14 protein-coding genes are annotated in these 18,677 nt (G+C 63.8%); 11 read left to right on the top strand and 3 right to left on the bottom strand.

From position 1 onward, the window contains the following. Window positions 1–249: 249 nt before the first annotated feature. Complete coding sequence (locus A9K71_RS01040; protein WP_066989224.1) at window positions 250–1,353, top strand: calcium:proton antiporter; 1,104 nt, start codon at window positions 250–252, stop codon at window positions 1,351–1,353. A gap of 155 nt (window positions 1,354–1,508) precedes the next feature. Here the strand turns inward: A9K71_RS01040 and A9K71_RS01035 are convergent, their stop codons facing one another. After that, window positions 1,509–2,417, bottom strand: a complete 909-nt coding sequence (locus tag A9K71_RS01035) for a hydrogen peroxide-inducible genes activator (RefSeq protein WP_066989222.1) — start codon at window positions 2,415–2,417, stop codon at window positions 1,509–1,511. Window positions 2,418–2,568: 151 nt separating this feature from the next. Here A9K71_RS01035 and katG point away from each other — a divergent pair, with 151 nt between their 5' ends. Next, window positions 2,569–4,782 carry a catalase/peroxidase HPI gene (gene katG / locus A9K71_RS01030; RefSeq protein WP_066989220.1) on the top strand — a complete coding sequence of 738 codons (2,214 nt, stop codon included), beginning with the start codon at window positions 2,569–2,571 and terminating at the stop codon, window positions 4,780–4,782. A 168-nt stretch (window positions 4,783–4,950) separates the two neighbouring features. Here the strand turns inward: katG and A9K71_RS01025 are convergent, their stop codons facing one another. Next, the gene (locus A9K71_RS01025) at window positions 4,951–5,628 is read right to left on the bottom strand and encodes an MIP family channel protein (RefSeq protein ID WP_066989218.1); all 678 of its coding nucleotides are present in this window, start codon (window positions 5,626–5,628) and stop codon (window positions 4,951–4,953) included. Between the two features lie 331 nt (window positions 5,629–5,959). On the opposite strand from A9K71_RS01025, the gene A9K71_RS01020 reads away from it, so the two are divergent. From A9K71_RS01020 to urtE, 9 genes are all read left to right on the top strand, one after another. Next, window positions 5,960–7,249 (top strand): RsmB/NOP family class I SAM-dependent RNA methyltransferase, encoded by a 1,290-nt coding sequence (locus A9K71_RS01020; RefSeq protein WP_066989215.1) that lies wholly within the window; start codon window positions 5,960–5,962, stop codon window positions 7,247–7,249. A gap of 93 nt (window positions 7,250–7,342) precedes the next feature. Continuing rightward, window positions 7,343–7,801, top strand: coding sequence for a PaaI family thioesterase (locus tag A9K71_RS01015; protein WP_066989431.1), 459 nt, complete (start codon window positions 7,343–7,345; stop codon window positions 7,799–7,801). A gap of 3 nt (window positions 7,802–7,804) precedes the next feature. Then, on the top strand, window positions 7,805–8,443 hold the full coding sequence (locus A9K71_RS01010) for a 5'-methylthioadenosine/S-adenosylhomocysteine nucleosidase (RefSeq protein ID WP_066989213.1): 639 nt from the start codon (window positions 7,805–7,807) through the stop codon (window positions 8,441–8,443). 172 nt (window positions 8,444–8,615) lie between these two features. Next, window positions 8,616–10,172 (top strand): glutamine-hydrolyzing GMP synthase, encoded by a 1,557-nt coding sequence (gene guaA, locus A9K71_RS01005; protein WP_066989211.1) that lies wholly within the window; start codon window positions 8,616–8,618, stop codon window positions 10,170–10,172. Between the two features lie 1,209 nt (window positions 10,173–11,381). After that, the gene (urtA, locus tag A9K71_RS01000) at window positions 11,382–12,692 is read left to right on the top strand and encodes an urea ABC transporter substrate-binding protein (protein WP_066989209.1); all 1,311 of its coding nucleotides are present in this window, start codon (window positions 11,382–11,384) and stop codon (window positions 12,690–12,692) included. Between the two features lie 115 nt (window positions 12,693–12,807). Further along, window positions 12,808–14,424: an urea ABC transporter permease subunit UrtB gene (gene urtB / locus A9K71_RS00995; RefSeq protein ID WP_066989207.1), complete on the top strand. Its 1,617-nt coding sequence runs from the start codon at window positions 12,808–12,810 to the stop codon at window positions 14,422–14,424. Beyond that, complete coding sequence (gene urtC / locus A9K71_RS00990; RefSeq protein ID WP_066989205.1) at window positions 14,421–15,644, top strand: urea ABC transporter permease subunit UrtC; 1,224 nt, start codon at window positions 14,421–14,423, stop codon at window positions 15,642–15,644. Before urtB ends, urtC begins: the two co-directional genes overlap by 4 nt. Window positions 15,645–15,650: 6 nt before the next feature. Beyond that, a complete protein-coding gene (gene urtD, locus A9K71_RS00985; RefSeq protein WP_066989203.1) occupies window positions 15,651–16,397 on the top strand; it encodes an urea ABC transporter ATP-binding protein UrtD in 747 nt (248 codons plus the stop codon). Between the two features lie 70 nt (window positions 16,398–16,467). Continuing rightward, a complete protein-coding gene (urtE, locus tag A9K71_RS00980) occupies window positions 16,468–17,163 on the top strand; it encodes an urea ABC transporter ATP-binding subunit UrtE (protein WP_066989201.1) in 696 nt (231 codons plus the stop codon). A gap of 359 nt (window positions 17,164–17,522) precedes the next feature. On the opposite strand, the gene A9K71_RS00975 is transcribed toward urtE, so the two are convergent. Next, window positions 17,523–18,641: an FAD-binding oxidoreductase gene (locus tag A9K71_RS00975; protein ID WP_066989199.1), complete on the bottom strand. Its 1,119-nt coding sequence runs from the start codon at window positions 18,639–18,641 to the stop codon at window positions 17,523–17,525. Between the last annotated feature and the right edge of the window lie 36 nt (window positions 18,642–18,677).

Raw genomic sequence — 18,677 nt, 5'->3', positions numbered from 1 at the left:
AAGTCCTGGCGCGGATGCTTTGAGGTTGGTCATTGCCGGGGCGGGAAACGGCGTAGACCACGGCATCTCGAGGTTTCGGTGCGCTGGAACAGCCGGCGCCGCAACTCCTCGAGCATCCTCGGCAGCAGCGGATCGGCTTCCCGGAAGAAGTCGAACGCCGGGCGATCGGTCCGTCCACTTCGCAATGATGTCGGCTGGGGTGCTTCCCACAGGCTTTTCCGCTAAATTCGCGGAAACGCAGGGGCTTCAATGACTGGTTTCGCGCGGTCGGTGACTTCCTACACGATGCCATTGGCCGCCCTGGTGATGGCTGTCGCGGTCAGAGCCAGCGGCCTTTCGGTGGACGAAGGTTCGCTGAACATCAGGATTGTCGTTGGAGCGTTTTCGAGTGCGATCATGTTCATCACCATTTTCGTGGTGCTCGACCACGCCGAGGCAGTGGCCCGGCGCGTGGGGGAGCCGTACGGGACGTTGGTGCTGACCTTTGCCGTGACGGCAATCGAAGTGTCGATCATCGTTTCCATGATGCTGCATGGAGAGAACAACCCGACATTGGCGCGCGAGTCCGTTTTCTCGACGGTGATGATTATCTCTACCGGCGTCGTCGGTACGTGTCTCACGCTTGGCGGCTGGCGACATCGCAAGCAGGCAATCGTTCGGCAAGGGACCAGCGCGTATCTCGCGGTTCTGATCGCGCTGACTGTCATGACGCTTGTCCTGCCGACCTACACCCAGACGACGGATCCTGGCACGTTTTCGGCAGGCCAGCTTGGTTTTGTGAGCGTCCTTTCAGTGCTGCTCTATGCAAGCTTCGTGTTCGCCCAGACCGTTCGGCACCGGGACGACTTCGTCCAGGAACAGGCGCACGAGGTTTCGATGCGAACTGCCCTTCACGAAAGCCTTTCTGTCGGCGTTCTGCTGCTGGTGAGCGGGCTGATCGGCATCGTCATGCTGGCCGAGCAGGTCGCCGCCGGTGTCGAGGATACGCTCGTTGCCTACCAGGTGACCCAGGCCGACAGTATCGTGGGAGCGATGATCGCCGGGCTGGTTTTGATGCCGGAGGCCATTTCGGCGGTTCGCGCCTCGCTCAACAATGAGCTGCAGCGCGGCCTCAACGTTGCGATGGGTTCGGCCTGCGCCACCATCGGTCTGACGATACCGGCGGTCGCGGCCGCCAGCCTGCTGACAGGCCGAGGGTTAACCCTTGGGCTTCCGGCGGCTGATGCGGTACTTTTGGCCCTGGCTCTTTTCATTTGCAGCGTAAGCTTTAGCACCGAAAGAACGACATTCCTGACCGGAATGGTTCATATTGTGGTGTTCTTTACCTACGTATTTCTCATATTTGTGCCGTAAAGGCTGGCAATCGAACGCAGGGTAGAGAACACGAGGTTGGGAACCGCACTATCGGATTTTCGAAGCGGGCAGCGTTAGCTCCGGTAAGCAGCAGAAGCTTCCGATACGGGGCGTTGGCTGAGAACTGGGATTGGGGCAAAGCTCAGAATCCAGGGTCAGCTCGCCAGCACCGCCTGATCCAATCCCCGTATGATCTTTGCCAGTTCCACGCATTCGTCCTGGCGCACCTTGTTGCGCCGCCATGCGAGGCAGATCATGCGCTGCGGCATCGGCTCCTGGAACGGCACGATCTTGAGGTCCGGCATGACGCCGGCGGCGTTTGCCGCCATTTCCGGAACCAGCGTCACGCCCAGCCCATGCGCCACCATCTGCAAGAGCGTGGTGAGACTGGTGGCGCCATAGCTTGACATCGCCACCGGCCGAACATTGCCGCAGACGGCCAGAGCCTGTTCGCGCAGGCAATGGCCTTCCTCGAGCAGCATCAGCCGTTCCAGCGCCGGGCTTTCCGGCGGCACGGGCGGCGAGGCGAAGGCCGGATCGCCGGCGGGCACCGCAAGGAAGAAGCGGTCCGGGAAGAGCTCTTCCGTGACGAGCCCCGGATGGTCGAGCGGCAGCGCGGCGATGAAAGCGTCGAGCTTGCCCGAGACATTGTCCTCGACCAACGATGCCGTCAGCGCCTCGCGCAGTTCGAGCTGCAGGCCCGGGAAATGCTTCTTCAATTCCGGCAGGACCCGCGGCAGGAGATAGGGCGCTACGGTCGGGATGATGCCCAGCCGGAAGCGGCCTTCCATCGCGGGGCGGCCGCGCCGGGCGGTCGTCTCGACGTCACGTATATCGGCAAGAATGCGCTCGATGCGCGGCTGCAGCACAAGCGCTTCGTCCGTCATCCGCACCGTCTTGCCGCCGCGCTCGAACAAAAGACAGTTCAGCCGCTCTTCCATTTCGGCGATCTGGCCGGAGAGCGCCGGCTGGCTGACGCCGGCAAGCTTCGCGGCGCGGCCGAAATGCAGCGTCTGCGCCAGCGCGTCGAAATAAAGCATCTGTCGCACGGTGAGGCCGATCATAAGGAAAGCTTATCAAAACGAACGGGAAAGGCAATTTGTCTTTATCGCCAAGCCGGCCTAGGCTGGAATCATTCCAGATTGGCGCGGCCGCTGGTCGGCCCCGAAATCTGCGCAGAATCAATCTCGGAAAAATCAAAACCTGGAGAGTAAGATGGACGCGAAAACCGACGACAACAGCGCTGGCAAATGTCCCGTGGCGCATGGATCCGCCGGCAGGACCAATCGGGATTGGTGGCCGAATCTACTCGACCTCGGCGTTCTTCATCAGCAGTCGAGCCTCTCGGACCCGATGGGCGAGGATTTCGACTATGCCACGGAATTCCGGAGCCTCGATCTCGATGCCGTGATCAAGGACCTGCACCATGTGATGACCGACTCGCAGGACTGGTGGCCGGCCGACTTCGGCCATTACGGACCGCTCTTCATCCGCATGGCCTGGCACAGTGCCGGCACCTATCGCATCGGCGACGGGCGTGGCGGCGCCGGTGCCGGCCAGCAGCGGTTCGCGCCGCTGAACAGCTGGCCGGACAATGCCAATCTCGACAAGGCACGCCGGCTGCTGTGGCCGGTCAAACAGAAATACGGCCGCAAGATCTCCTGGGCCGACCTGATGATCCTTGCCGGCAACGTCGCGCTGGAATCGATGGGCTTCAAGACCTTCGGCTTCGCCGGCGGCCGCGCCGACGTGTGGGAGCCGGAGCAGGACGTGGATTGGGGCTCCGAAACGAAGTGGCTGGACGACCAGCGCTATTCCGGCGACCGTGAACTGCAGGGCCATCTCGGCGCCGTTCAGATGGGCCTGATCTACGTGAACCCGGAAGGCCCGAACGGCAAGCCGGATCCGGTCGCCGCGGCCCGCGACATCCGCGAGACCTTCCGCCGTATGGCCATGAACGACGAAGAGACCGTGGCGCTGATCGCCGGCGGCCACACCTTCGGCAAGACCCATGGCGCCGGCGATGCCTCGCTGGTGGGCGTGGAGCCGGAAGGTGCCGGCATCGAAGCGCAGGGCCTCGGCTGGTCGAGCAAACATGCCACCGGCATTGCCGGCGACGCCATCACCTCGGGCCTGGAAGTCACCTGGACCACGACGCCGACCAGATGGAGCAACAATTTCTTCGACAACCTGTTCAACTTCGAATGGGAGCTGACGAAGAGCCCGGCCGGTGCCAATCAGTGGACGCCCAAGGGCGGCGCCGGCGCCGGCACGGTTCCGGACGCGCACAATCCCTCCAGGCGTCATGCTCCGGCCATGCTCACCACCGATCTCGCGCTGCGCTTCGATCCGGCCTATGAGAAGATCTCGCGTCGCTTCCACCAGAACCCGGACCAGTTCGCCGACGCTTTCGCCCGCGCCTGGTTCAAGCTCACCCATCGCGACATGGGCCCGGTGGTTCGTTATCTCGGCCCGCTCGTGCCGAAGGAAGAACTGATCTGGCAGGACCCGATCCCGGCGATCGACCACGAGCTGGTCAGCGAAGAGGATATCGCCGCGCTGAAGGCGAAGATCCTGGCCTCCGGCCTTGCGGTTCCTGAACTGGTCTCAACCGCCTGGGCCTCGGCCTCGACCTTCCGCGGCTCGGACAAGCGCGGCGGCGCCAATGGCGGCCGCATCCGTCTCAGCCCGCAGAAGGACTGGGAAGTCAACCAGCCGGCCCAGCTTTCGAAGGTGCTGGTGAAGCTCGAAGCCATCCAGCAGGAGTTCAACTCGGTGCAGGCTGGCGAGAAGAAGATATCGCTCGCCGACCTGATCGTGCTCGGCGGCGCCGCCGCGATCGAGAAGGCCGCGAAGGACGGCGGCAATGAGGTGAACGTGCCCTTCACGCCAGGCCGCATGGACGCTTCGCAGGAGCAGACCGATGTCGAATCCTTCGCGGCACTCGAGCCGAGGGCCGACGGCTTCCGCAACTATGTCCGCAGCAGGCTGCCCATGTCGGTCGAAGCGATGCTGGTCGACCGTGCGCAGCTCCTCACGCTGACGGCGCCGGAAATGACGGTGCTGGTCGGCGGCCTGCGCGTGCTCGGCGCCAATCATGGCCGCTCAAAGCACGGCGTGTTCACCGACAGGCCGGGCACGCTGACCAATGACTTCTTCATCAACCTGCTCAGCATGGCGACCATCTGGGATCCGGCGGCCGGCTCTGAGCCAGACTCGGATGAGGTCTATGAGGCGCGCGACCGCAAGACCAAGCAAGTCAAGTGGACCGGCACCCGCGCCGACCTGATCTTCGGCTCGCACTCGCAATTGCGTGCGCTGGCCGAGGTCTACGGCTCGGCGGATGCCAAGCAGAAGTTCGTCAAGGACTTCGTGAAGGCGTGGACGAAGGTGATGAATCTCGACCGGTTCGAACTGGTCGCGAAGTAAAGCAGGTCTCCCGAGAGTGGGAACCGGTTTCGGGACAAAGACATGCGCAAATAAAAAAACTAAAGCGCACGGAGCGAAACTGAAAGATCGCGATACGCTTTAGGTCTCATCCTCCCAAAAAAAGGCGCGGGTTCATGCCCGCGCCTTTTGCATTGGGTAAAGTAGCTATCAGTCTTTTTCGAAGATGCCCGCCTTGGCGACGATGCCGGCGATCGCCCCGCCGATCAGTGGCGCGACGATGAACAGCCAGAGCTGGCCGAGCGCCGCCCCGCCCGAAAACAGCGCCGGGCCGATCGAGCGCGCCGGATTGACCGAAGTGCCCGTCACCGGGATCATGGCAAAGTGGAGCCCTGCCAGCGTCAGGCCTATCACCAGGCCGGCAAAGGCCGTCATGTGCTTGGCGTTGGTGACGCCGAGAATGACGGTGACGAAGGTGAAGGTGCCGATCAGCTCCCACAGGAAGGCCGAGCTCATGCCCCATTTCGCCTCGTCCCAGCCATTGGCGCCGAAGCCCCCGGTGTGGCCGCCGGCCTGACCGGTGACGATGATCCACAGCGCCAGCGAAGCGATGATGGCGCCGATGATCTGCGCGATCCAGTAAGGCACGACTTCCCTCGCCGGCATCCGCCCCGCAAGGAACACGCCGAGCGTCACCGCCGGATTGAGATGCGCGCCCGAGATCGGGCCGATCGCATAGGCCGCGGCGATCAAGCCGATGCCGAACGCCAGGCCGATACCTTCCTGTCCGAGCGGCAGCGCGCCGCCGAAGCCGCCCGTGACCACGGAGGCCGTGCCGATGAACACCAACAGAAACGTGCCTAGAACTTCTGCCAGATAAGTCTTCATTGCCCTCTCCTCATAGGGATCCGCCAGACCGCGTTTTCCGCGTCGCGAATCACAGACGAAAGAGTATTCCTGCCGGCAAAACTTGGAAAGCTGAGTGTTAAGCCAGCGGTCTTGCTTTGCATCCGTCAGTCAAGACATTAGAGAAGTTTGATGTGCGAGGCGTTTTTCTTGTTATCCGCTGACCGCCGACTGCCGCGAAAGAACCTTCCGCCTGTTGCATGGACGATGGCATGGGACAGGTCGTTTTGGCTTCACCGCAAGAGAAGTGTTTCAATCGGAGCCGGAAAGGCTCTAAGAGCAGGGCTGGAAGCAACGATAGACGGAAGCAGGAATGAGACTGGGCGGAAGGCTGGCGGCGGCCATCGAAGTGCTTGAAGACATCGGCCGGCGGCATCGGCCAGTGGCCGACGCCTTGCGCGACTGGGGCTTGTCGCACCGCTTTGCCGGTGGCGGCGACCGCGCGGCTATCGGCAACATCGTCTACGACGCGCTGCGCCGCAAGCGCTCGGCCGGCTGGCTCTTCGGCGAGGAGACGCCGCGCGCCATCGGCTTCGGCGCGTTGCTGCTGGAATGGGGCCAGACGGCGCGGTCGCTGAATGACGCTCTCGACGGCGACAAATTCGCGCCGCCGCTGCTCAGCGCCGCCGAACTGAAAGCGGCAGCCTCCGGCAGGCTCGCCGATGCGCCGGCTGCCGTGCGGGCCGATGTTCCGGACTGGTGCGCGCCGCTTCTCGAGCACGCCTATGGCGATGCCTGGGTCGAAGAGGGCGCGGCTCTCGCGATGCGCCCGCCGCTGGACCTCAGGGTCAATGCGCTGCAGGCAGACCGCGGCAAGGTGCTGGCGGAACTCCGGGGCACCGGTGCAGCAGCTGCCGCAATCGCGCCGCACGGCATTCGCATCCCGCCGATCAATGGCGACGGCAGGCATCCGAACGTCCAGGCCGAGCCCGCCTTCCAGAAAGGCTGGTTCGAGGTGCAGGACGAGGGCTCGCAGCTTGCAGCAGCGCTCGCCGGCGCCGAGCCAGGCATGCAGGTGCTCGACTATTGCGCGGGCGCCGGGGGCAAGACCCTGGCGCTTTCGGCAGAGATGGACAATCGCGGCCAGGTCTTCGCCCATGATGCGGAAAAGGTGCGGCTGGCGCCGATCTTCGAGCGCATCCGCCGCGCGCACAGCCGCAACATCCAGGTCGTCAGCAAGCCCGCGGAACTCGCGCCGCTCACCGGTCATATGGACCTCGTGCTGATCGATGCGCCCTGCACCGGCAGCGGCACCTGGCGGCGGCGCCCGGACGCCAAGTGGCGGCTGACGGACAGACAGCTCGATGCCCGCAAAGGTGAGCAGCAGGCGATCCTCGACATGGCGCAGGCTTTCGTGAAGCCCGGCGGGCTGCTCGTCTACATCACCTGCTCGGTGTTCGATGCCGAAAACGGCGAGCAGGTCGCCGCCTTCCGCGAGCGCCACGGCGATTTTGCGCCGGTCGACCACCGCCAACTCTGGGACGGCCGTTTCCCCGGCCACGAGGGCGCTGCGCGTATTGGCGAAGCCGGTGGCATCTCGCTGTCGCCGGCGCTCAGTGGCACTGACGGGTTCTATTTCCACGCCCTGCGCAGGGCCGCATGAGGGCAGCCGGCATTTGCTGCGCTGCAACATAAGCGATTGCCTGTCCTGCCTGCCTCTGCAATAAGCTTCGCCAGCAAAAATGAGGCGAAGGCCATGGCAGCCAAAATCGTACCCGCTCCCGATTATGAGGATCGCGTCAGGACTTCCTTTGCCCGCCAGAAGGCCATGGCCACCATCGGTGCGGAGCTGACGCTGGTCACGCCCGGCATCATCGAGATCGAGATGCCCTATGCCCCTTCGCTCACCCAGCAGCACGGCTTCCTGCATGCCGGCGTCATCTCGACCGCGCTGGACTCGGCCTGCGGCTATGCCGCCTTCTCGTTGATGCCGCAGAATTCCAGCGTGCTGACCATCGAATTCAAGGTCAACCTCTTGGCACCGGGGAAGGGCGAGCGCTTCCTGTTCCGCGGCTCGGTGACCAAGCCGGGCCGCACCATCATTGTTGCCGACGGCCAGGCCTATGCTTTCGCCGCTGATGGCGAGGCCAAGCTGATCGCCACCATGACCGGCACAATGATGACGGTGGTCGGCCGCGACGGCATCGAGGGGTGATCCATGGCGAGCGTTGCGCGGATAGGGGAAAAATCCGTCCTCTTCGTCATGGCGGCCGAGGCCGAATACGGTCCGCATCTCAAAAAGCTGTTCACGCCGCTGATGACCGGCGTCGGCCCGGTCGAGGCCGGTGTGCGCCTCGGCGCCGAGCTCGCCACGTTGAAGGCCGAGGATGCGCTGCCGGATCTCGTCGTATCGCTGGGCTCCGCGGGAAGCCGAACGCTCGAACAGACCGAAATCTACCAGGCCGTGTCGGTGAGCTACCGCGACATCGACGCTTCGCCGCTCGGCTTCGCGAAGGGCGCGACGCCGTTCCTCGACCTGCCGGTGACGGTGCCGCTGCCCTTCGTCATTCCCGGCATCAGGACCGCGACGCTGTCGACCGGAGGCGCCATCGTCACCGGGACCGCCTATGACGCGATCGACGCCGACATGGTCGACATGGAGACCTTCGCCTGCCTGCGCGCCTGCCAGCTGTTCGGCGTGCCGCTGATCGGCCTGCGCGGTATTTCCGACGGCGCGGCCGATCTCAGGCATGTCGGCGACTGGACCGAGTATCTGCACGTCATCGACGAGAAGCTGGCGGAGGCGATAGGTCTGCTAGAGCAGGCGATTGCGTCCGGCGCGATCGGCCTTACTTAATGCATGTCGCCCAAAAGTGCGCAGCGGTTTTGGGAGAACGACATGCATCAGATGAAACTTGAAGCTCGTCGCCTGGGCCCGTTCGACGCGACGCGCTTTAGGCGTTTTGGCAAGACCGAACGTCGCAACGCGCACCATTGCGCCGAATCGGTTCTTTCTTTAAAGGCTCGCCATGACGACACATCCCGACACCGTTCTCATCATCGACTTCGGCAGCCAGGTCACGCAGCTGATCGCGCGGCGCGTGCGCGAGGCCGGGGTCTACTGCGAGATCGTTCCGTTCCAGTCAGCCGCGGAGGGCTTCCGCCGCATCCGGCCGAAGGCCGTCATCCTATCGGGCAGTCCGCACTCGACCGTCGACATCGGCTCGCCCCGCGCGCCCGACGAGGTCTTTTCGTCCGGCATTCCGGTGCTCGGCATCTGCTATGGCGAGCAGACGATGTGCGCTCAGCTCGGCGGCAAGGTCGAAGCCGGCCATCACCGTGAGTTCGGCCGGGCCTTCCTGGAGATCGAGGATGACTGCGCGCTGTTCGACGGTGTCTGGGCCAGGGGCACGCGTCATCAGGTCTGGATGAGCCACGGCGACCGCGTCACCGCCATTCCGGAAGGATTCAAGATCGTCGGCACCTCCACCGGCGCGCCCTTCGCAGCGATTGCCGACGAGGCACGGAAGTTTTACGCGGTGCAGTTCCATCCCGAGGTCGTCCATACCCCGGACGGCGCCAAGCTGCTGAGCAACTTCGTCCACCATATCGCCGGCCTCAGCACGGGCTGGACCATGGCTGCCTATCGCGAGCAGGCGGTCGAGGCGATCCGCAAGCAGGTCGGCAAGGGCAAGGTGATCTGCGCGCTGTCGGGCGGCGTCGATTCCTCGGTCGCTGCGCTCCTGATCCACGACGCGGTCGGCGATCAGTTGACCTGCATCCTCGTCGACCACGGCCTGATGCGGAAGGACGAGGCGAAAAGCGTGGTGGAGATGTTCCGCCAGCATTACAACCTGCCGCTGATCCTGGTCGACGCTTCCGACCGCTTCATTTCGGCGCTGGAAGGCGAGAGCGATCCGGAAAAGAAGCGCAAGACCATCGGCCGCCTGTTCATCGAGGTGTTCGAGGAAGAGGCGAAGAAACTCGGCGGCGCCGACTTCCTGGCGCAGGGCACGCTCTATCCCGACGTCATCGAAAGCGTCTCCTTCTCCGGCGGCCCGTCGGTGACGATCAAGTCGCATCACAATGTCGGCGGCCTGCCCGAGCGCATGAACATGAAGCTGGTCGAGCCGCTGCGCGAGTTGTTCAAGGACGAGGTGAGGGCGCTTGGCCGAGAGCTCGGCCTGCCCGAAAGCTTCATCGGCCGTCATCCGTTCCCGGGTCCTGGCCTTGCCATACGCTGCCCGGGCGGCATCACCCGCGAGAAGCTGGAGATCCTGCGCGAGGCCGACGCCATCTACCTCGACGAGATCCGCAAGGCCGGCCTTTACGATGCCATCTGGCAGGCCTTCGCCGTGCTCTTGCCGGTGCAGACCGTCGGCGTAATGGGCGACGGCCGCACTTACGAATTCGTCTGCGCGCTGCGCGCTGTGACCTCGGTCGACGGCATGACGGCCGATTTCTACCACTACGACATGAACTTCCTGGGCGCCGCCGCCACCCGCATCATCAACGAGGTGAAAGGCATCAATCGCGTCGTTTACGACGTTACGTCGAAGCCCCCGGGCACCATCGAGTGGGAATGATTCAGGCCCATCCGAAGCCACGGGGCCAGAAAAACAAGGCGTGCGATCCGCAGACTGACGCGAACTGCTAGGCGGCCGCGAAGGAAAGTCGATTGCACAGCCGCCGGAGTTGCCCGGGGCGAGTCAGCGACACTCGTCTTTGCAGTCCGAGTCCCTGCGATTCTCCCCGACGTTCCTCGGCTCCGATAGCGTCGGATCCTTGGCGGCGGATGGGCCCAGTGCCGGGACGTTGTTCTGGACCGTCATGACCAATGTTCGGCGGCCGGCGCGCGCATGTCGGTGGGCGGGCCACTGAACGCAGCAAGGGCGAAGCAGTCGTGGCGCTCGAGGAGAAATTCACGCTCTATCGCCAACACGCTGACGGCTGGTCTGCGCTGCCGAAGCGAAGGGCATGTGAAATCGGGCAGGGCGATGTTGGAACCATTGCCATTTGCCACAGAAGCCGGGCTAGGCCGCGCGTGAGCCTTCGGAGGTAGTGGGGTGCAGAAAACGCGTCAGGGGGGCCTATTTCGTTCACCTATCGCGCGCCTGTCGAGCGGCGGCACTCGACAAAAGCCGCCGGTGAACAACTCCTGGGACCTTCGCCCCTTGTCGAAGTTCGGTCGCTGGGCGGCGCTGTTGCGTCGGGATGGCATATCGGCCCCATTGGAAAGGGCTGACTGATCAGAGGAGACCCGACAAAAGAGCCCGTCCCTTACCGTTGAAACGATGTCGGGGACGGATGCAGTATTGCCTACGCGAGGACCGCCTCAGCTAAAGAAGCCGCTGAATGGGTGACCGGCCGCCACGTACAGGACCGGCGAGTCGAGACCCAATGGGTTCGCGTCACCGACGACACCAATCGAGCGGTCTACAAATTTGCTCCAGATAGGAAAAGCCCGCCGCCGAGAGGGACCAGGCCCCTCACTTCTTAGCCGTCCGCGGCGCAAAGATTTCAATTCCCAACATCTCTCGCCGTGCGACTACGGGGGCCGGCAGAAGGCAAACGGCGATGTAAAAACACGCAATAGAAAATTGCGATGAAAATAGAGGCAGAAGCCCAAAATTTGACAACGCCTTGAAGCGGAAGCGGCCGTTGAAAACTTGAGTTGAAATTATAACCAACTGTAACTGATCGATTTTTTGCCCGGCACTTTGGACTGTCAGGTTTGGCACGTCGCTTGCACCGCAATGTTGCAATGCAAAACAACCAGCTTGGGAGTGTGCAATATGAGGGGCAATTTCTCGACAATAACAAAAATGTTTTCGGCCGGCGTGATCGCTGCCGGCCTGTCGATATCGGCTCCCGCCAGAGCGGCCGACGACACGATCAAGGTCGGCATCCTCCATTCGCTCTCGGGGACCATGGCGATTTCGGAGACGACGCTGAAGGACGTCATGCTGATGCTGATCGAGGAGCAGAACGCCAAGCGCGGCCTGCTCGGCAAGAAGCTCGAGGCCGTGGTGGTCGATCCGGCGTCCAACTGGCCGCTGTTTGCCGAAAAGGCGCGCGAGCTGATCTCCAAGGACAAGGTCGCGGCGGTGTTCGGCTGCTGGACTTCGGTCTCGCGCAAATCGGTGCTGCCGGTGTTCTCGGAGCTCGACAACATCCTGTTCTACCCCGTCCAGTATGAGGGCGAGGAAAGCGAGCGCAACGTCTTTTACACGGGTGCTGCCCCCAACCAGCAGGCCATTCCGGCCGTCGACTACCTGATGAGCGCCGATGGCGGCTCGGTGAAGCGCTGGGTGCTCGAAGGCACCGACTATGTCTACCCGCGCACCACCAACAAGATCCTCGAAGCCTATCTGAAGTCGAAGGGCGTGCCGGCCGAGGACATCATGGTCAACTACACGCCGTTCGGCTTCTCCGACTGGCAGACCGAAGTCTCGGCGATCAAGAAGTTCGGCTCGGCCGGCAAGAAGACGGCCGTGATCTCGACTGTCAACGGCGACGCCAACGTGCCGTTCTACAAGGAACTGGGCAACCAGGGCATCAAGGCCGAGGACATTCCAGTCATGGCCTTCTCAGTCGGCGAGGAAGAACTGGCCGGTCTCGACACCGGACCGCTGGTCGGCCACCTCGCCGCCTGGAACTATTTCGAGAGCGTCGACACGCCCGAGAACAAGAAGTTCATCGACGACTGGCACAAGTTCATAAAGAACGACAAGCGCACGACCAACGACCCGATGGAAGCCCACTATATCGGCTTCAACATGTGGGTGAAGGCAGTCGAGAAGGCCGGCACTACCGATCCGGACAAGGTCATCGACGCCATGGTCGGCGTCTCGGTGCCGAACCTGACCGGCGGCTATTCGACGATGATGCCGAACCATCATATCACGAAGCCGGTGCTCATCGGCGAGATCCAGGCCGACGGCCAGTTCGAGACCGTCTCGCAAACGCCCGGCCTTGTGATGGGCGACGAATGGTCCGACTACCTGCCCGATTCCAAGAACCTGATCTCCGATTGGCGCGCGCCGCTCAGTTGCGGCAACTTCAACGTCGCCACCGGCAAGTGCGGCGGCAAGGGCACCAACTGATCCTCCCAGGTCTGTCGGGTCGCCGCGTGGCCCCGCGATCCGAGACCGCGGCCCGGGCGGGCCTTCGCGTCCCGCCCGGGCAGAAACCTCAAACGTTCGAGATCCGCTGAAGCTGATGATCCTGTTGCGCGCGATTGGCTTGACGCTGCTGCTGACGATGGCAAGCCTGCTGCCGTCGAAGGCAGGCGAGGCCGATCTTCGCGCGGCAATAGCCAAGTTCGCTACAGCGACTAATTTCTCGGCCACGGAAGCCATCGTGCGCGAGCTCGCGACCAGCGGCGATCCGGCCGTCGAAAGGCCGCTGTCGGCGCTCGCCGACGGCAACCTCTATATTCGCAAAGCCGATTCGCAGGTCTTCATCGGCAAGGACGCGGCGAGCGGTGTCGAACTGCTCGATCCTTTCAGCGGCGACAAGTCCGCCGATGCCGCCAAGGCCGATCTCACCAAGATCAAGGTCAACAACGGTCTTCGCCGCGCTATACGCGACGCGCTGGGGACGCTGACGCTGCGCGCCAAGGACGCGAGCGTGCGCCTTGCCGCCGCCGCGACCATGTTCAAGACGCCCGACGCGGCGAATATCGAACCGCTCGATGCCGCGATCGCTGCTGAGACCGACCCAGCCGTCAAGACGATGTTCGTGCAGGCGCGCGCGGCGTCGGTTCTGGTTTCCGACAAGCCGGAAGCCGACAAGCTCGCCGCCATCTCGGCCATCGCGGCGCGCGGCGACCGCGATGCGCTTTCCCTGCTGACCTCCGTTGAGGCTGGCGCGCAGGGAGCGGTCAAGAACTTGGCAACCGCCGCGATCGGCCATATCAATTCGACGCTGGCGTTGTGGGATGCCGGCCAGAACATCTGGTACGGCATATCACTCGGATCGGTGCTGCTGCTCGGCGCTATCGGTCTCGCCATCACCTTTGGTGTCATGGGCGTCATCAACATGGCGCATGGCGAGATGGTGATGCTCGGCGCCTACACCACCTTCGTCGTCCAGCAGGTGATCCGCACGTCGTTTCCGAGCCTCTTCGACTGGTCGCTGGTCATCGCGCTGCCGCTCGCCTTCCTGGTCTCGGCGCTGGTCGGCCTCGTCATCGAGCGCGGCGTCATCCGCTTCCTCTACGGCCGGCCGCTGGAGACGCTTCTTGCCACATGGGGCGTCTCGCTGATCCTGCAGCAGGCGGTGCGCACCGTCTTCGGCCCGACGAACCAGGAGGTCGGCAATCCGTCCTGGATGTCGGGATCGTTCGACATCGGTCAATTGGCCATCACCTGGAACCGGCTGTGGATACTGGTGTTCGCGCTGCTGGTGTTCGGTGTGCTGCTCTACGTCATGAAGCGAACGCCCTGGGGCCTGCAGATGCGTGCCGTCACCGCCAATCGGCGCATGGCCGCATCCATGGGCATCAGGACGCCTTGGGTCGACGCGCTGACTTTCGCGCTCGGCTCCGGTATCGCCGGGATCGCCGGCGTGGCGCTCAGCCAGATCGACAACGTCTCGCCCAATCTCGGCCGCGGCTACATTATCGACAGTTTCATGGTCGTGGTCTTCGGTGGCGTCGGCAATCTCTGGGGCACGATGGTCGGCGCCTTCTCGCTCGGCATCGTCAACAAGTTCCTCGAGCCGTACGCCGGCGCGGTGCTTGGCAAGATCGTCGTGCTGGTACTGATCATCCTGTTCATCCAGAAGCGGCCGCGCGGCCTGTTCGCGCTGAAGGGCAGGGCGGTGGAAGCATGATCACGCAGCGCTTCTTCGGCACCGACCGGCGCATCGCGATCGCCATCCTCGTCCTGCTGGCGGCGGCCGTCATCGTGCCGCTGCTAAACCTCGCGGTGTCGCCTCAAAGCGCCTTCTACATTCCGCCTTACATCGTCACTTTGGTCGGGAAATATCTCTGCTACGCGCTGCTGGCGCTCGCGCTCGATCTGGTCTGGGGCTATTGCGGCATCCTTTCGCTCGGCCACGGCGCCTTCTTCGGGCTCGGCGGCTATGCGATGGGCATGTATCTGATGCGTCAGATCGGCTCGCGCGGCGTCTATGGCAATCCCATCCTGCCGGACTTCATGGTGTTCCTGAACTACAAGGAACTGCCCTGGTTCTGGCACGGCTTCGACCATTTCTGGTTCGCCGTGCTGATGGTGCTGGCCGTGCCGGGCCTACTTGCCTTCGTATTCGGCTGGTTCGCCTTCCGCAGCCGCGTCACCGGCGTTTATCTCTCGATCATCACCCAGGCGATGACCTATGCGCTGCTGCTTGCCTTCTTCCGCAACGACATGGGTTTCGGAGGCAATAACGGCCTGACCGATTTCAAGGACATCCTCGGCTTCAACATCCAGGCCGACGCGACGCGCGCGGCGCTGTTTTCAGCAAGCGCCGTGACGCTGGCGTTCGCCGTCTTTGTCACCGCGGCGATCGTGCGCTCCAAATACGGCAAGCTGCTGATGGCGGTGCGCGACGCCGAAAGCCGCACCCGCTTCCTCGGCTGGCGGGCCGAGAATGTAAAACTCTTCGCCTTCAGCGTCTCGGCCGTCATGGCCGGCATCGCCGGCGCGCTCTACGTGCCGCAGGTCGGCATCATTAATCCCGGCGAGTTCGAGCCCGCCAATTCGATCGAAGTGGTGATCTGGACCGCCGTCGGCGGGCGCGGCACCATCGTCGGCCCGATTATCGGCGCGCTCCTGGTCAATGCCGGCAAATCCTGGTTCACCGGCGTGCTGCCTGAATTCTGGCTATTCGCGCTTGGCGGGTTGTTCGTCGCCGTAACGCTGTTCCTGCCCAAGGGCGTGGTCGGCATGTGGGATAGCTGGCGCGGCAAGGCCAGGGCGCTGCGCGCGGCCTCGCTCGCCGCGAAAGCCGGCATCGACCCGCCGGAAGCGCAGCCGAAGATCGAGCGCTCGGCGGCGAGAACGCCGGGCGCGTGGTCGGCCAACGGCCCCGAACCGCAGCCGGCGGAGTAAGCGACCATGAGCAAGTCGAACACCATCCTCTATCTGGACGGCGTCTCGGTCTCCTTCGACGGCTTTCGCGCCATCAACAACCTGTCGCTGGTGCTCGACAAGGGCGAGATGCGCGCCATCATCGGACCCAACGGCGCCGGCAAGACGACGATGATGGATATTGTCACCGGCAAGACGCGGCCGGACGAGGGCGAGGTATTCTTCGACGGTCAGGTCGATCTCACCCGGCATGACGAAGCCGAGATCGCCATGATGGGCATCGGCCGCAAGTTCCAGAAGCCGACCGTCTTCGAGAGCCACAGCGTCGAGGACAATCTGATGCTGGCGCTGAAGGGGCCGCGCTCGATCTTCCCGGCGTTGTTCCATCGCCGCTCGGCGGCCGAGACGTGGCGCATCGACGACATACTCGGCATCATCCGCCTCGGCGACAAGCGCGACGAGATCGCCGCCAATTTGAGCCACGGCCAGAAGCAGTGGCTGGAGATCGGCATGCTGCTGGCACAAGACCCGAAGCTGCTCCTCGTCGACGAGCCGGTCGCCGGCATGACCGACGCGGAGACCGAGGAGACGGCGCGCCTGCTCAAGGACATCGCCCGCGACCATTCGGTGGTCGTCGTCGAGCACGACATGCATTTCGTGCGCGAGCTCGGCGTCAAGGTCACCTGCCTGCACGAGGGCTCGGTGCTGTCGGAAGGCACGCTCGATTTCGTTTCGGCCGACGAACGCGTCGTCGAAGTTTATCTGGGGCGCTGAGCATGATCTGGCGGGTCTCGTTGCATCGTTTCGACCTTTCCTTCCTCAGGTACTGGAGAAGGGGCTGACCATGCTCGAAGTCTCCAACGCCACCCTCCATTACGGTGCCGCCCAGGCGCTGCGCGGCGTTTCGCTGAAAGCGGGCGCGGGCAAGATCACCTGCGTACTCGGCCGCAACGGCGTCGGCAAGACCAGTCTGATGAGATCCATCGTCGGCCATCATAGGCTGACGAGCGGAAGTGTTGCCTTCGAGGGGAAAGCGCTCGAGCGGAGCGCGGCGTATGACCGCGCCCGGTCGGGCATCGCATTCGTGCCGCAGGGCAGGGAAATCTTTCCCCTGCTCACGGTGCGCGAAAATCTGGAATCGGGGTTCGCACCGCTGAAGCGCGCCGACCGCAACGTTCCAGCTCATGTCTTCCAGCTGTTTCCAGGGTTGAAGCAGACGCTCGGCCGCCGCGCCGGCGACTTGTCCGGCGGCCAGCAGCAGCAGCTCGCCATAGGCCGCGCGCTGGTGATGCGGCCGAAGCTGCTCGTGCTCGACGAGCCGACCGAAGGCATCCAGCCATCAATCATCAAAGACATCGGCCGCGCCATCCGCTATCTGCGCGACCAGGCGGGGATCGCGGTGCTTCTGGTCGAGCAGTATCTGGATTTCTGCCGCGAGCTTGCCGACGAGGTCAACATCATGGACCGCGGCCGGATCGTGCATACCGGCCCCGCCGAGGATCTGGACGGGCCCGATGTACGCAAGCTCCTTACTGTCTAGGTTCAGTCGTCATCCTTTGGCCGAAGCGCCGCAAAACAATGTCGTTTCGATGGAAAGTCCGTAGAAGCGCGCCATGTTCTGCGCGGCATGCTGCGTTCGACATTAAGCCGATAGGGCTGAGCAAAGCATGAAATAAGAATCGCCGATCGGGGAATGCTCGTACAACGACACTTATAAATCGCTTGTCGCGCAGCGCCCACGCGCTCCAATCCGCGGCCGCCGTTTGCTGGGGGCGAACTTCAGTCTGAGCCATCCGAAAGCGACCTTCTGCTCACCCAACACGCCGTCATTCGAACAGATGGAAGCTCCCTTCTTGCGCGTCAAAGGACGCCTGGCGTCCAGGTGATCGACTCGCCTCGTCAGGCTCCGTGATTGAAGCGATCTATCTTAAAATCGTCGAGGGGCGTTTCGCAGTCACCAGTCGTGATAAGCTCGGCCATGGCGTCGCCGACACCCGGACCGAGCTGGAAGCCGTGCCCGCTGAAGCCGAAGGCGTGGAACAGGCCCGGCGTTGTCGCCGAGCGTCCCATGACCGGCAGCATGTCGCGGACATAGCCTTCGCAGCCGGACCAGGTGCGGATGACCGCGACCTGGGCGATCGCCGGCAACAGCCGCGCGACGGCCCGCAATTGCGTCGGCAGGCGCATGGGGTCGGCGGTCGCATGGCCCGGATCGAGGTCGACCGGCACCCTTTCGGCGGCGCCGCCGAAGACGATGTTGCCGCGCTCGACCTGACGCAGATAGGCGCCATAGTCCTTGTCGCGCGTCCAGATGCCGACCACCGGCAGGATCCGGTGCGGCAGTGGCTCGGTCACGCCCATTTGCGGGCCGCGGGCATCGAGCGGGACCTCTTCGCCGAACAGCGCAGCGACGCGCGCGCCCCAGGCGCCGGCGGTGTTGAGCAGGCATTCTGCGGCGAAAGCGCCTTTTGAACTGGCGACAAGGAAACCGGAGTCGGTCCGCTCGATCTTTTCGACCCGAGCTTCGTCGATGATTTTCGCGCTCAGCTTGCGGGCGGCCTCGACGAAGGCCGGCGCGATCAGCCGCGGATTGCCGCTGCCGTCATGCGGAGAGAACGACGCCGCGATCGCGTCCGGACCGAGGCCGGGAAAACGCGCGCGGATCTCGCGCGGGCTGAGCTCCTCCAGCTCGAGTCCCCAGGGACGCGCCGCCTCGGCATAGCTGCGCATGTCGGCGAGACCGCCTTCGTCGAAGATCAGCCGCACGTGACCGGTGGCGCGGAATTCCACATCGCGCCCCAGCATTTTTTCGGCCTCGCCCCACAGCCGGAGCGAGCGGTGGGCCAGCGGAAGCTGCGGCAGATGACGCCCCGTGCGCCGGATGTTGCCGAAGGAGGCGACGGTTGCTCCACCGCCGATCCGGTTGCGCTCGACCAGCGTCACGCGGGCGCCGCGCCTGGCCAGGAAATAGGCGCAAGCCGTCCCCATCAGGCCGCCGCCCAGCACGATCACATCCATTGTCGTTCCTTAGCGCAGAGGGCTGATCCTGGATCC

It is taken from the genome of Mesorhizobium sp. WSM3873 (genome assembly GCF_001672445.1).
Taxonomy (GTDB): domain Bacteria; phylum Pseudomonadota; class Alphaproteobacteria; order Rhizobiales; family Rhizobiaceae; genus Mesorhizobium.
Note: the sequence above shows the minus strand (reverse complement) of the source record. Positions and strands in the feature narration are given on the sequence as shown.

Excerpts from the sequence above, each read along its gene's own strand:
- A9K71_RS01040 (WP_066989224.1), top strand. The coding sequence starts at position 250 with ATGACTGGTTTCGCGCGGTCGGTGACTTCCTACACGATGCCATTGGCC.
- A9K71_RS01035 (WP_066989222.1), bottom strand. The coding sequence starts at position 2,417 with ATGATCGGCCTCACCGTGCGACAGATGCTTTATTTCGACGCGCTGGCG.
- katG (WP_066989220.1), top strand. The coding sequence starts at position 2,569 with ATGGACGCGAAAACCGACGACAACAGCGCTGGCAAATGTCCCGTGGCG.
- A9K71_RS01025 (WP_066989218.1), bottom strand. The coding sequence starts at position 5,628 with ATGAAGACTTATCTGGCAGAAGTTCTAGGCACGTTTCTGTTGGTGTTC.
- A9K71_RS01020 (WP_066989215.1), top strand. The coding sequence starts at position 5,960 with ATGAGACTGGGCGGAAGGCTGGCGGCGGCCATCGAAGTGCTTGAAGAC.
- A9K71_RS01015 (WP_066989431.1), top strand. The coding sequence starts at position 7,343 with ATGGCAGCCAAAATCGTACCCGCTCCCGATTATGAGGATCGCGTCAGG.
- A9K71_RS01010 (WP_066989213.1), top strand. The coding sequence starts at position 7,805 with ATGGCGAGCGTTGCGCGGATAGGGGAAAAATCCGTCCTCTTCGTCATG.
- guaA (WP_066989211.1), top strand. The coding sequence starts at position 8,616 with ATGACGACACATCCCGACACCGTTCTCATCATCGACTTCGGCAGCCAG.
- urtA (WP_066989209.1), top strand. The coding sequence starts at position 11,382 with ATGAGGGGCAATTTCTCGACAATAACAAAAATGTTTTCGGCCGGCGTG.
- urtB (WP_066989207.1), top strand. The coding sequence starts at position 12,808 with ATGATCCTGTTGCGCGCGATTGGCTTGACGCTGCTGCTGACGATGGCA.
- urtC (WP_066989205.1), top strand. The coding sequence starts at position 14,421 with ATGATCACGCAGCGCTTCTTCGGCACCGACCGGCGCATCGCGATCGCC.
- urtD (WP_066989203.1), top strand. The coding sequence starts at position 15,651 with ATGAGCAAGTCGAACACCATCCTCTATCTGGACGGCGTCTCGGTCTCC.
- urtE (WP_066989201.1), top strand. The coding sequence starts at position 16,468 with ATGCTCGAAGTCTCCAACGCCACCCTCCATTACGGTGCCGCCCAGGCG.
- A9K71_RS00975 (WP_066989199.1), bottom strand. The coding sequence starts at position 18,641 with ATGGATGTGATCGTGCTGGGCGGCGGCCTGATGGGGACGGCTTGCGCC.